The 13,242-nt window shown below is 59.1% G+C and carries 6 protein-coding genes and 9 pseudogenes; 13 read left to right on the plus strand and 2 right to left on the minus strand.

The features are described 5' to 3' along the window. Positions 1–9: 9 nt before the first annotated feature. The 9 genes and pseudogenes from nadA to X742_RS01000000170565 form a co-directional block, all read left to right on the plus strand. Positions 10–588: pseudogene (nadA, locus tag X742_RS1000000176615) on the plus strand (quinolinate synthase NadA); the annotation flags it as partial. A 138-nt stretch (positions 589–726) separates the two neighbouring features. Beyond that, positions 727–2,350 (plus strand): annotated as a pseudogene (locus tag X742_RS01000000170555) (L-aspartate oxidase). After that, positions 2,350–3,048 (plus strand): annotated as a pseudogene (locus X742_RS0138050) (nicotinate-nucleotide diphosphorylase (carboxylating)); the annotation flags it as partial. The pseudogenes X742_RS01000000170555 and X742_RS0138050, both read left to right, overlap by 1 nt. A gap of 28 nt (positions 3,049–3,076) precedes the next feature. Then, positions 3,077–3,328: pseudogene (locus X742_RS1000000175950) on the plus strand (nicotinate-nucleotide diphosphorylase (carboxylating)); the annotation flags it as partial. Positions 3,329–3,376: 48 nt separating this feature from the next. Continuing rightward, positions 3,377–3,577: a hypothetical protein gene (locus X742_RS145285; RefSeq protein ID WP_023693535.1), complete on the plus strand. Its 201-nt coding sequence runs from the start codon at positions 3,377–3,379 to the stop codon at positions 3,575–3,577. A gap of 448 nt (positions 3,578–4,025) precedes the next feature. Next, positions 4,026–5,465 (plus strand): annotated as a pseudogene (locus X742_RS01000000170560) (NAD-dependent succinate-semialdehyde dehydrogenase); the annotation flags it as partial. Between the two features lie 5 nt (positions 5,466–5,470). Further along, a pseudogene (locus tag X742_RS1000000172980) lies at positions 5,471–5,713 on the plus strand (aldehyde dehydrogenase family protein); the annotation flags it as partial. Between the two features lie 675 nt (positions 5,714–6,388). Continuing rightward, positions 6,389–6,792 (plus strand): annotated as a pseudogene (locus tag X742_RS145280) (MFS transporter); the annotation flags it as partial. Positions 6,793–6,819: 27 nt separating this feature from the next. Continuing rightward, positions 6,820–8,765: pseudogene (locus X742_RS01000000170565) on the plus strand (MFS transporter). Positions 8,766–8,974: 209 nt separating this feature from the next. On the opposite strand, the gene X742_RS1000000171590 reads toward X742_RS01000000170565, so the two are convergent. After that, positions 8,975–9,514, minus strand: a complete 540-nt coding sequence (locus tag X742_RS1000000171590; protein ID WP_084569638.1) for a DUF309 domain-containing protein — start codon at positions 9,512–9,514, stop codon at positions 8,975–8,977. Positions 9,515–9,672: 158 nt separating this feature from the next. On the opposite strand from X742_RS1000000171590, the pseudogene pmtA reads away from it, so the two are divergent. Both pmtA and X742_RS0138070 read left to right on the plus strand, forming a co-directional pair. Further along, positions 9,673–10,267 (plus strand): annotated as a pseudogene (gene pmtA / locus X742_RS1000000172985) (phospholipid N-methyltransferase PmtA). Positions 10,268–10,630: 363 nt separating this feature from the next. Then, complete coding sequence (locus tag X742_RS0138070; RefSeq protein WP_031248317.1) at positions 10,631–10,954, plus strand: XRE family transcriptional regulator; 324 nt, start codon at positions 10,631–10,633, stop codon at positions 10,952–10,954. 22 nt (positions 10,955–10,976) lie between these two features. Here X742_RS0138070 and X742_RS145275 read toward each other — a convergent pair whose 3' ends face one another. Continuing rightward, the gene (locus X742_RS145275; RefSeq protein WP_023774343.1) at positions 10,977–11,363 is read right to left on the minus strand and encodes a type II toxin-antitoxin system RelE/ParE family toxin; all 387 of its coding nucleotides are present in this window, start codon (positions 11,361–11,363) and stop codon (positions 10,977–10,979) included. A 590-nt stretch (positions 11,364–11,953) separates the two neighbouring features. Here X742_RS145275 and X742_RS1000000174205 point away from each other — a divergent pair. After that, positions 11,954–12,265, plus strand: a complete 312-nt coding sequence (locus tag X742_RS1000000174205; RefSeq protein WP_156939429.1) for a hypothetical protein — start codon at positions 11,954–11,956, stop codon at positions 12,263–12,265. A 238-nt stretch (positions 12,266–12,503) separates the two neighbouring features. Next, complete coding sequence (locus X742_RS145270; RefSeq protein ID WP_023774344.1) at positions 12,504–13,241, plus strand: hypothetical protein; 738 nt, start codon at positions 12,504–12,506, stop codon at positions 13,239–13,241. Position 13,242 lies beyond the last annotated feature (1 nt).

Raw genomic sequence — 13,242 nt, forward strand, 5'->3', positions numbered from 1 at the left:
CTCTTCCGATCTATCGCGGCACAGACTTCGGTCGAGATCATCGCCTGGAACGGTCATTGCGAAGTGCATGAGCGCTTCACGCCAGCCGACATTCGCGAGCTGCGGGATGCCTATCCTGGCGTTACCGTGCTTGCCCATCCCGAATGCCCGCCGGAAGTTGTCGGGGTTGCCGATTTCGCCGGCTCGACGGCGGCGATGTCGGACTATGTCGAACGGCACAAGCCTGCGCGCGTCGTGTTGATGACCGAATGCTCAATGAGCGACAACGTCGCCATCGAGCACCCCGACGTCGAGTTCGTGCGCCCCTGCAATCTCTGTCCGCATATGAAGCGTATCACGCTCGCCAACATTCGCACGGCGCTGNCTGCGCGCGTCGTGTTGATGACCGAATGCTCAATGAGCGACAACGTGGCCATCGACCACCCCGACGTCGAGTTCGTGCGCCCCTGCAATCTCTGTCCGCATATGAAGCGTATCACGCTCGCCAACATTCGCACGGCGCTGGAAGAAACCCGCCACATCGTGACCATCGATGCTCGAGTGGTTGATCGGGCCCGGCGTGCGGTCGAGCGGATGCTTGCCGTATGACGCCAGAGGTCGGCGACATCAGGGGAGCGCCCGTGATCATCGGCGCTGGCGTTGCCGGGCTGATGACCGCGCTTCATCTGGCGCCGCATNGACATCAGGGGAGCGCCCGTGATCATCGGCGCTGGCGTTGCCGGGCTGATGACCGCGCTTCATCTGGCGCCGCATCCCGTTTACCTTCTGTCCCCGACGCGGCTCGGGACCGAGGCCGCCAGCACGCTGGCGCAAGGCGGGCTGGCGGCAAGCCTCGGCGCTGACGACAGTCCAGACCTTCATCTTGCAGACACGCTTGCTGCAGGTGACGGCCTCTGCGACGAAAGTGTGGTCAGACGCGTTTTGAATGAGGCGGACCGAGCCATCGAGAATTTGATGGACCTGGGCGTCGCCTTCGACTGCTCGTGGGACGGGACACTGCGGCTCGGGCTCGAGGCAGCGCATTCCCGTCGCCGGNTGGGCGTCGCCTTCGACTGCTCGTGGGACGGGACACTGCGGCTCGGGCTCGAGGCAGCGCATTCCCGTCGCCGGATCGTCCATGCCGGGGGTGACTCTACGGGCCGCGAGCTTGTACGCGCGCTCATCATCGCTGTGAGGCGAACGCCTTCGATCACAATTCTGGAAGGCATGGAAGCCCGCCGGTTAATTGTGGAAAATGGTGCGGTCAGCGGCGTTGTGGCGGCAAAAGGTGGACAGGCGATTATATTTCCGACGCGCCGCGTGGTTCTTGCGAGCGGCGGTATCGGCGCCCTGTTCAGAGACACGACCAATCCGGCCGGCTCATTCGGGCACGGCCTGGCGCTCGCCGCATGCGCCGGTGCGGAACTCGCCGATCTGGAATTCATCCAGTTCCACCCGACGGCGCTCGACGTTTCGCAGCGGCCGATGCCGTTGGTGAGCGAAGCGGTTCGCGGCGAAGGCGCAGTGCTGATCNGCGCTCGACGTTTCGCAGCGGCCGATGCCGTTGGTGAGCGAAGCGGTTCGCGGCGAAGGCGCAGTGCTGATCGACGAGTGCGGGCACCGCTTTCTGTGCGACACGCCTGGCGGCGAGCTGGCATCGCGCGACGTCGTGGCACGGGCCGTATGGCAGCAGCTTGGCACCGGACATCGTGTTTACCTTGATGCCCGGCAGTCCCTCGGCCAGAAGTTCGCCAAGCGCTTCCCAGTTGTGACCCGGCATTGCCGGGACGCCGGAATCGATCCTGCCGTTGAGCCGATTCCGGTTCGCCCGGCGGCACATTATCACATGGGCGGCGTGGCCGTGGATGCCGCGGGCCGCAGCACGGTGTCGGGCTTGTGGGCTTGCGGTGAGGTTGCCTGCACCGGTCTGCACGGGGCGAACCGGCTTGCCAGCAACTCGCTGACCGAGGCCGTGACGACCTCGTTGTGGGTCGCGCAAAGCGTAGCTGCCGCTCCTGCAGGCTGGCAGTGGCCAAGGCTTGTCGAAACGTCACCCCCGCAGCCCGACCCCTCCTCCGTCCGCCACGCGGTCTCCAATGGGCTCGGTGTTATACGGGACGGGCAAGCACTATCCGACACCGTGGAAACGCTGCTGCCGATCGCGGTTCGCAACACTGGCGCTTCCGACCCTGCTTTGATCGCGCTGATGATCGCCATTGCAGCGCTTCGGCGCGAGGAAAGCCGCGGCTCGCATTGTAGGTCGGACTTCCCCACACGCAGGGCGCAGGCCCGGTCTTCGCGCTTGACCTTCGCCTCAGCAATGACGGTTGCGGCCGAACTTATTCTGCGGCCCGCGGAACGGAGTGCCTGATGACGTCACCTCCACCCCTTCCCGGGATCGTGATCGAGCTGATCGTGCGTAGCGCTCTACTTGAGGATCTGGGCAAAGCCGGTGACCTTACCAGCGATGCGATTATACCCTTTGACTGCAAGGCCGCCTTTGCGTTCAGAGCCAGGCAGTCTGGCGTTGTTGCCGGTCTTGATCTGGTAGCCTACGCTTTCATGCTTGTTGATCCGTCGATCGACATACGTTTTGGACGTCTGGACGGCAGCAGGATCGCGGCGGGTGAAACCATTGCAAGGGTGAGTGGACCGGCGCGGGGAATGCTTGCGGCCGAGCGTACAGCGCTCAATTTTCTCAGCCATCTCAGCGGCATTGCGACGGCAACGGCCGAGATCGTCGAGGCGGTGCGCGGTCAGAAAGCACGGATCGTCTGCACGCGAAAGACGACGCCCGGCCTACGCGCGCTGGAAAAATACGCCGTGCGCGCCGGCGGCGGCGCCAANATCGCGCTAGGCGCCGGGGTCGACGCCATCCTGCTGGACAATATGTCCGTCAAGCAACTGACCCGAGCGGTGGCAATGGTCGACGGCCGCGCGACCACCGAGGCCTCGGGTCGCATAACGCCGGCAACGGCACCAGCCGTAGCGGCAACCGGGGTCGACCTCATTTCTATTGGGTGGCTTACGCACAGCGCGCCAATCCTCGACATCGGCATGGACGTGCCTATCGAAGCATGCATCCAGAAGCATCTNCGCGCTAGGCGCCGGGGTCGACGCCATCCTGCTGGACAATATGTCGGTCAAGCAACTGACCCGAGCGGTGGCAATGGTCGACGGCCGCGCGACCACCGAGGCCTCGGGTCGCATAACGCCGGCAACGGCCCCAGCCGTAGCGGCAACCGGGGTCGACCTCATTTCTATTGGGTGGCTTACGCACAGCGCGCCAATCCTCGACATCGGCATGGACGTGCCTATCGAAGCATGCATCCAGAAGCATCTGAACTGAATAGAGCGCGCTCCATATAGGAGCAATCTGCGGAAGTGGGGACGTACGATGATCGACAAGGGATTGAGATCCGACCGGGCCAAGGCGCTTGCCTTCATCAGCGCAATGCTCAGCGAACTGAATCAGATCGCGGGGTCTCACAGGCTGCAGTTCCTAGGATACCTCCTGGAGATGGCGTATATCGAGTCGTACGACATGGTCCGCAAAGAGCGCTCCCACCATCAAAGCAAGGCCATAGATCAGGGATAGCCCTGCTGAACNCTGGAGATGGCGTATATCGAGTCGTACGACATGGTCCGCAAAGAGCGCTCCCACCATCAAAGCAAGGCCATAGATCAGGGATAGCCCTGCTGAACTGAGCGCTGCGGCAGCTTCAAATCTGACCTCGGCACTTCTATTTCCGCAAAAAAGACGCGCAGTGCTCCAGCGCGTTCACGGGCGGTTGGACTGCAAACCAGTTGGAATATTTGACAGCGCGGCAGGACACGATTTGCCCTCCAGTGCGCGAGCAACGACATGGATTCGATCTCCTTGTTTCGAGAAATGGTCGGACTGTTTCGCACAACTGACATCAGTTTCGGTTGAGTGGATTCGAGTGGGTCTAGTGGCCCCTCACTGAGGCCCTATGCGAAATCCTAGGCCAGCGGAAAAACCAAAAAGTCGTGTGACACGCCAATTGCATCGAGGAGGATTCGCGTTGCCCTTGTACGAGCCAATGCTTCGCCACCTGAAATCGCGCGAGCTGTTCGGAGCCATTGACCGGGTGCCGGCTCTTGGCATGCCAGTAAGCGAGCGGACCTTCGAGGTATCAAACCCTTCGACCGGCGAGGTGCTCGGGGAACTGCCCGACATGGGTGTTGAGGAGACGCGCGCGGCGATCGACAAAGCTCATGTGGCGCAACCTGAATGGGCCGCACTGACCGCGCGCGAGCGCAGCGACATCCTCTGGCGTTGGCACCAACTGATCGTCGACCACACCGANATGGGCCGCACTGACCGCGCGCGAGCGCAGCGACATCCTCTGGCGTTGGCACCAACTGATCGTCGACCACACCGACGATCTTGCAGCGATCCTCACTGCGGAGATGGGCAAGCCGCTGGCCGAAGCGAAGTCTGAGGTGGCGCATGCGGCCGCATATCTGCAATGGTACGCCGAAGAGGCTAATCGCATCTATGGTGAGACGATCTCGCCGCCCTCTACAGACCATCGCATGCTGGTGATCAAACAGCCGATCGGCGTCGTTGGAACGATCACGCCCTGGAACTTCCCCGCCTCAATGGTTGCGCGCAAGATCTCGCCGGCTCTCGCCGCCGGCTGCACCATCGTGCTCAAACCTGCTGAACAGACGCCCCTCGTGGCAGGTGCAATGTTTGCTCTGGCCCATCTTGCCGGCTTTCCCGAAGGCGTCGTCAACCTCATCTACGCCTCCGAAGGCAATACGGTCGGCCGCGAACTCTGCTCCAACCCCAAGGTCCGCAAGATCAGTTTCACCGGTTCGACCGAGGTCGGCCGATTGCTCATGCGCCAGTGCTCGGACCAGATAAAGAAAGTCGGTCTAGAGTTGGGTGGCAATGCGCCTTTCATNTCGGCCGATTGCTCATGCGCCAGTGCTCGGACCAGATAAAGAAAGTCGGTCTAGAGTTGGGTGGCAATGCGCCTTTCATCGTCTTTGATGATGCCGACGTCGATGCTGCCGTCGACGGNGCGATCCAGGCCAAGTTCCGCAATGCCGGCCAGACCTGCGTTTCCGCCAACCGGCTTTACGTCCAGTCGGGCGTTCATGACGAATTCGTCGCCAAATTCGTGGAGCGTGTCCGTGAGCTTCAGGTCGGCGACGGCTTCGATCCAGGTGCCGCTATCGGTCCGCTGATCGACGGGCATGCACTGGCCAAGATCGAACTTCACATTGCCGATGCCTTGGCCAAAGGTGGCGCGATCCGATGTGGCGGCGGCCGGATCGGCAGCGATGGCAACTTTTTCCAGCCGACGATCCTCAGCAACGTCGCAAGGGAAATGATCGTGGCGCAAGAAGAGACCTTTGGACCCTTGGCGCCGATTATCCGCTTCGAGGATGCTGATCAGGCCGTGCGTGAGGCCAACGATACGATATACGGCCTCGCCGCCTACTTCTATGCTTCNCGATCCGATGTGGCGGCGGCCGGATCGGCAGCGATGGCAACTTTTTCCAGCCGACGATCCTCAGCAACGTCTCAAGGGAAATGATCGTGGCGCAAGAAGAGACCTTTGGACCCTTGGCGCCGATCATTCGCTTTGAGGATGCTGATCAGGCCGTGCGTGAGGCCAACGATACGATATACGGCCTCGCCGCCTACTTCTATGCTTCGAACCTGAAGCGTGTCTGGCGTGTGGCCGAGGCGCTGGAATANCGAGCCAGCGTTTGCGCCAAAAGTTCAAAGCCGCGTCCGTAACATTCAACAATGAAAGCCAGCGTTATCAGGTCGAGCAGAAAGTCGTCGATCGCATGCGTGAGCGCATCCGACCTTTGTACGAATCGAAATAGCAAGGCGCGCGCCTCTTCGATCGCGGCCCGGCAATCGTCTGCGTCTACCAGGGAATCGATCCTGTCAAAGATCTGGCAAGCGTCCTCACTTTTCGAAAGCCACACTCAGCATCGAACGCCGCTGATGAGTGAGTTTTCAACAAAAGAAAGGGTCGCCTTTCGCGAAAAAACCGCTCGGCAGCGCGTCGATCAAGCATGGTGCCTCAAATGACATGTGAATCCCGGCTCACCAAGATGTGGTCGAAGGCGAGTGAGCCGGCCCATTTCTGCGTCTCGGCCGCCAAACCACTAGTCAGGNCGCTCGGCAGCGCGTCGATCAAGCATGGTGCCTCAAATGACATGTGAATCCCGGCTCACCAAGATGTGGTCGAAGGCAAGTGAGCCGGCCCCCGGTCTGCGTCTCGGCCGCCTAACCATTGGTCAGGAGGAACTGTGGCCACATTTGTCGGGCAAATGGGTTCCATCTATTCTTCTAGCCGCCACGGTTCAGCCTAGATTACATGGGAAGCGACAATAACGGAAAGCAAAGGTTCGCAAAATGAGTAGGGTGGCTGGATCAAACGAAGATTTGGCTGCACCAACGACCTTTGGGCCACTTCTGCAGCCCACCTTTCGTTCGATCTGGCTCGCCACCCAGGTTTCGAGCCTCGGCTGGTTGATGCAGACTGTCGCCATCAGCTGGCTGATGGCAACGATCTCGACTTCCGATCTGATGGTTGCGTTGGTTCAGGCTTCATCGAACCTGCCCGCTTTCGTCTTGTCCGTTTTCGCCGGAGCTCTCGCCGACAATTTCAGCCGGCGCAGGGTCATGTTCGCCGGTCGGTGCCTTATGGTGACTGCCTCCGCGATGCTGACCGCATCGGTGGCGCTGGGCTTTGTCAGTCCGTGGATGATCCTCGGCTTCAGCTTCTTGATCGCAAGCGGCGGTGCTCTCAATGATCCNAATAACGGAAAGCAAAGGTTCGCAAAATGAGTAGGGTGGCTGGATCAAACGAAGATTTGGCTGCACCAACGACATTTGGGCCACTTTTGCAGCCCACCTTTCGTTCGATCTGGCTTGCGACGCAGGTTTCAAGCCTCGGCTGGTTGATGCAGACTGTCGCCATAAGCTGGCTAATGGCAACGATCTCGACTTCCGATCTGATGGTTGCGCTGGTCCAGGCTTCAGCGAACCTGCCAGCATTCATTCTATCTGTCTTCGCCGGAGCTCTCGCTGACAATTTCAGTCGGCGCCGGGTCATGTTCGCCGGCCGCTGCCTTATGGTGATAGCCTCTGCGATGCTGACCGCGTCCGTGGCGCTGGGCTTTGTCAGTCCGTGGATGATCCTCGGCTTCAGCTTCTTGATCGCAAGCGGCGGTGCTCTCAANCGTGGCGCTGGGCTTTGTCAGTCCGTGGATGATCCTCGGCTTCAGCTTCTTGATCGCAAGCGGCGGTGCTCTCAATGATCCCGCCTGGCAAGCGTCGGTTGGCGATATCGTGGATCGACGCGATGTTCCCGCTGCCGTCACCCTGCTTTCTGTTGGCTTCAACACCGTCCGGACTGTTGGCCCGGCGCTCGGCGGCATTGTGGTTGCCTCATTTGGCCTTATGGCGGCATTCGCCGTAACCACGCTCACCTATTTCGTACCCTTGGCTACTATTTGGCGCTGCAAGTGGAAGGTTCGTTCTTCCCCTCTTCCCCGCGAGTCGATGAGGACGGCAATTTATGACGGGCTGCGCTTCACCGCGATGTCATCGGAAATCAAGGCAGCGATCGCGCGAGGAACCCTCTTTGGCCTGGCGAGCATCGCCATACTCGCGCTGCTGCCGGTGGTTGTCCGCGACCAGCTGGGAGGAGGCCCGCTTGCCTATGGCGCGCTCATGGCCGGCTTCGGGACCGGTGCCGTCTTGGCTGGCCTCTCCAACAGCCTGTTCAGACGGAGCTTGTCGCAAGAGCGGCTGATGAGGCTCTCCTGCGTCGCCTGTGCGGCGTGTTCTCTCTCCCTGGCACTGACATCTTCGATTGCCGTGGCGGCAATTGCACTCGCCTTGGGCGGCGCGGGCTGGGTGACCGCCTGGTCCGGGGTTGGTGTGAGCGTGCANTGGCGGCAATTGCACTCGCCTTGGGCGGCGCGGGCTGGGTGACCGCCTGGTCCGGGGTTGGTGTGAGCGTGCAGCTGGCGAGCCCGCGCTGGGTCGTGGGGCGCACCATCTCGATCTACTATGCTTTGATAGACGGCGGCATCGCGCTCGGTAGCTGGGTGTGGGGCACNACCATCTCGATCTACTATGCTTTGATAGACGGCGGCATCGCGCTCGGCAGCTGGGTGTGGGGCACGGTGGCCGAAAACCATTCGCTGACCTGGGCGCTGGAGGGTTCCGCTGCCTCCCTGCTGTTCGTCGCTGCAGCCGGCGTTCTCTTTCCGCTTCGCGAGCGCCGCGACTCCGAGCCCGATCCTCTGGAGGAATTCGATGCCCCAGCTGTCTCTCTCAATCTGAAGCCGAGGAGCGGCCCGATCGTGGTCAAGGTCGAATATCTGATAGCCGAGAGAAATCTCGAGGCCTTCCTCGACCTCATGCGGCAGCGGCGCCATGTACACAGCCGCGTCGNCTGATAGCCGAGAGAAATCTCGAGGCCTTCCTCGACCTCATGCGGCAGCGGCGCCATGTACACAGCCGCGTCGGTGCTCGGAACTGGACGCTCCAGCGGAACCTGCAGAAGCCTATGCATTGGATAGAAACGTTTCGCACGCCGACCTGGACGGACTACCTTCGCCTCAATCATCGTCTGACGGAAGTGGACAAGGAACTGGACGAGCGTGTCTTTCAGCTGCACGCGGCTGAGACCCCACCTCAAATGACACTTTCCATCGAGCGGCCGACAAGCTCGGCCCGCAAGCTTGAGCACTCAGCTTTTCGCCATCCCCGTCATTGAAGCCTGGCCGGCAGCTCTGCCATCAATCGATCGGCTACGAGCGCGACCGGTCAGCCCCCGACCTTCAAGACCATCGACATCGAAGCGGCCGCGAGTTGCCTATAAAGCATTACTGCACTCTTATTGTTTGTGGCGCATGCGGGTGGTGAGCGGTTTTCAAAGGTCCCGTTTCCTGCTGACAAATTTAGCTTGGATCACTGAATTGCCGATCAAACGCTCTCGGATACTGGTGCGAGTATGAAATCAAAGACAGGTTCAGGCTGGGCAGGCTTTGGCTCCCGCAGAACAACCGGGTAAGCTACGATCGCTTGGGCATGTTCAGCGAGCGCGGCAGGTGTCATTCCCAGCGCTTTCTCCCACAGGCCGCCCGGCACTCTCACCACCTGACGAAAAAGCCCTGCAGCTCTTGTCGCATGGCGCGCCGCAGCCACCCGCTTTCCCTCACGGATCTTCACGCCGGCCGCCGCCAACAGGATTAGTCCCTTGAAGAACAGGCGGTGCTGAGCACTTTGTTTCGCAGCCTGCCAGAGAGGCTCCCAGGCTTCATGGGCTTCCCAGTAGTAGCCGTGATTGAAAAGGTCTATTCCCCATAGAAACACATCTGAGCCGAGCGCTTCGCCAACGGCGACGGTCACCGGATCTGATCGGTAACTGTGGCCCAAGGGATCACGCACCGGATGCGGATATTTGCCGGGCAGATACGCATAGCTCGGGAAACTTTTTTCGGGCAGCAGGCGAGGGCGAAACATAGGCCCAGCAAACATGAAAGTGCGTTAATGGGCAATTCATGCTGACCGCGTCGTGACAGGGAAGCAGTCGTAACCGGCTTGTAAAAGGTGCCGAGATTGGCCAAAACGCGCTTTGCCAAATGATGACGTTGGGTAAGCGGCTGACGCAAGGAGAAGATATGATTTTGCGACTGAAGGAGCGGCTCGGCAAAAGGTTTGAGGAAGAAGTCCAATTCTTCAAAGGCTGGCAGAAGGACAAGAAGGGCGTGGGAGCCCTTATTCCCACTTCGGTTTATGCGGCACGCCGGATGGCAAGCGTGGTGAACCCACGGTCAGGATTGCCGATTCTGGAGCTTGGCGCGGGAACCGTGTCATCACAAAGGCGATCCTGGCTAAGGGAATCAAGCCGCGCCAGCTGGTTTCAATTGAATATTCTAGGATTTTCTACGACGGCTTGGTGCAACGCTTCCCGAATGTGGACTTCAGATTGGGCGACGCATTTGCGCTGGAGAAGCTCTGGGTGAGCGCAAAGGTGAACAGTTCGATTGTGTTATAAGTGCAGTCCCGCTGTTGAGCTTTCCAATGCAACAGCGTGTCGCGCTGGTTGAGGATCTGCTTGCCCGTATTCCTGCGGGCCGGCCCCTAATTCAGATCACGTATGGACCTCTGTCGCCGGTGATCAAGATGCCAGACCGTTACGGGGTTTCCCACTATGACTTCGTCGTCCGCAACATACCGCCGGCACAGCTCTGGACTTATCGTCGAGCAGTCTAGGTAGCTTGGAAGGCGCAAAGATCGAAGCCGTAACGAGGATAGAACCGCTCGACTTTTCGTCTGCACTTCCCCCCGAGTCGCGTCTGAAGATGAACCGTTTCTATCTCATACCAAGCGCAATGCGCCGCTCGCCTTTGATATTTATGATTATGCAGCCAAAGGTAGTGCCCAGATTCGAACCATCAGATCGGGCGACGACTTGGCCCTGACAGGGCGGAGACGCCGGCGTCACGCCAGTTGATGGTAGACGGGGAGCTTCCCGCATCCTTCACCAGGCCCGGCGGCCTGGGGGTGGAACTTGACGGCTTCCCCATTTTGACCTATTTACAGAATTCTGTAATTTTAAAATTTGGAACCATCGCTATGACACAGCTCGAATACGACAACATTTTCGACGCTATCGCGGACGATCCGATGGAAGCTGCGGATTTGACGTTGCGGTCGGATCTCGTCAACACGCTCGTCGCTATCTTCAAGGAGCGCGGATGGAAGAACTCCCATATCGGCGCAGCGCTTAACGTCCCCCAGTCACGAGTTAGCGAACTTGTGCGTGGTAAGATCGCCGTGCTCTCGGTCCAGAAGCTTTTTGGATATCTGGCAGTGCTCGGGTATCGCTTCAGGCCGGCGCTGGACGGTAGCCATCATGTGGTCTGCCGCGTCGAAGAAAGACAAAGAGAGGCCGCGTAACGGCCTCTCTTGCTCTCGTCTCCTATTTCTTGGTAGACGTTTTGTCTTTCGCCGCCTTGGCTTCGGCTTGGATTATATCCCGAACCTGGGCCATCATCTCCTTATAGCGGAAGAGTGCGGTATCCATTTCCTTTCGATCAGCCTTTTCGCTGGTCTTCGTAAAGGAATGGAGGATGTAAACCGTGTCGAGGTGCTTTGCGCAGTAGAGGGCTCGGTACGCCGGCGAGCCGTTTTCTCGTAGTTCGATAACGCCCTTCCATTCACCCTTGAGAACCTTGAAGTCGTCGAGTGGGTCGTCGCCCTCTTGAACTCTCCGGATTTCGCCTGAAAAATTGATTCTAATATCTTTTGGAAGGTCCATGAAAGCGCGCTTGGCGCCTTCGTTTACAAACCTAAATTTCTTGGACATCTAATTTCGGATTCCTCATTGCTTGTATCTCTCTCTTTCTCCCACTCACCGGTGGGGCTGGGTCACAGCCTGTCGCAAAACGCAAACAGAGCTACGAGCAATAATGTATATTATTGCTCGCTGAGAGTCAATACAAAAATAGAGGGATTTCCTATTATTGGACGATACACGCCACGAAAAAAGGTGTCAAGCAAAAATTTAAAAATAATTCGGCTCGCCGAAAATCCGCTTAAGGCTTGTTTGCAGACTCCGGTGACTGTCGGCTTCGGCACGTACCACCAAGTGCCGCCCATCGGTCGGTCGGTTGAGATTGGTCAGCGAACCCGTCCTCGTCCAAACAGAACGAAATTTTGGATGCCGACATGCGCCAGCTGCTGAGCAGCGTGCGAGTTACCTCCGCCGAGGCCACCAGGCCGAAGTAACCATCATGCGAATGCCTCGGGGATAGAACACTTCTCCTGATAGTCGTAACAGGATAGTGGCCGACGGCATCGCTAGGAGTTGATGCATGTCCGCATAATATTGCGATCTTGTGCAAGTATCGAAGACGACAAGCGGGGGGGGGCATACAGACTCTTGGGGCGCCAAAATTGGGCCTTGATACACTGGCAGCGGATCGCGGGGTAGCCGTGTCGTTCAGCGGGCCGCGCCAGTCGAAAAATAGCGCCAAGATTTCACCGGCCAGTGTGAGGACGCCCGTCGACATCGACGCATCTCCTGGCAGCCTCGTCGGCGTATATCCTCACAGAGCGCAGGTCCGGTCTGCCGCCATCAGAATTCGTGGTGCTCATCTTGACCCAAAGCAAGCAGCTGACCGGACCGTGATCCTATTTTTGATTCAAAAACAATCTCCGCCCGTTATTCGGCGCTATGGTTTTGAAATATTCCGTGGAAAATATTGATCCGGCGAAACGAGTGCATTTTCAATAACTTCATTTCGTGAAAATTGGCTGCAAGGTCGAATCGTTTCAGACAGCCTGTTTCTGGGCCTGCATCACCGAAGATGGCAGGCCTTGGCGGAACTCAAGTTGGCCGGGGCGGAAACGTGGGTTTGAAAAAAGTGAAAATTCCTCTTTCCGCTTTTTCATTCTTCGTCAGATCAAAGAGTACCAGATAACTGGATTGCCAAGGGAGAGCCCGGTGAAGCCACTGGCGGGATCGAACAAACAAGGCGAGCGCTACGTCCGGCCGGACGCGGTAGCGGCTGAGATAGAGGCGGTCCTTGAATGGCCGCTGCCAAAGGCGTTTGCTCTGGCTGCGGCGGGCAAGCTGCGGCCTCAGACGCTTGTCTACCTGATGCGAAACTGCACGCCGAACCGACCAACTGCGCAATATGATGCCCTGATCGTTGCGTTCTTCTCAAGGCTGCAGCGGGCCGGCGCTCCAATGACAAGGGATATGTCGAACCTGGACAGGGAGCGCGTGGACGATCTGGTCAAGGACAAGGCATTGCAGTTGATAGAAACCGATCGCCTCGACATCTTCGAGATGAGTTTCAAGCTCGGTGCGGAGCGGCTTTATCTGACTGCAAAGGCCGCCGTTCGGCTTCGCACGAATACCGAGGTCTCGCGCGAGGATCTGATCGAACCGGGCTCCGACCTGACCGGCGAGGAGGCTGCGGATTCGCTGAGCCTGGCCAAAGGTGGGTCGATGCCTTTGGCTGAAGCCAAGGCTATGTTGAACCAGATCTACGAGTTGCTCACCGAAAAGGAGCGCCTGGCCATATTCTACGTTCATCAGGCTGGCCTGACCGAGAAGGAAGCAGGCGAGCAGATGGGCTGCACGGACCGCAATGTCCGACACTTGATCAAGAGCGCGAGCCGGAAGGCCCGGGCGAGCGAGGAGAGCGCGCCACGCCAAAGGCGCGGGAAAGAGTGAG

The organism is Mesorhizobium sp. LNHC229A00 (genome assembly GCF_000502415.1).
In the GTDB taxonomy this organism is placed as follows: Bacteria; Pseudomonadota; Alphaproteobacteria; order Rhizobiales; family Rhizobiaceae; genus Mesorhizobium.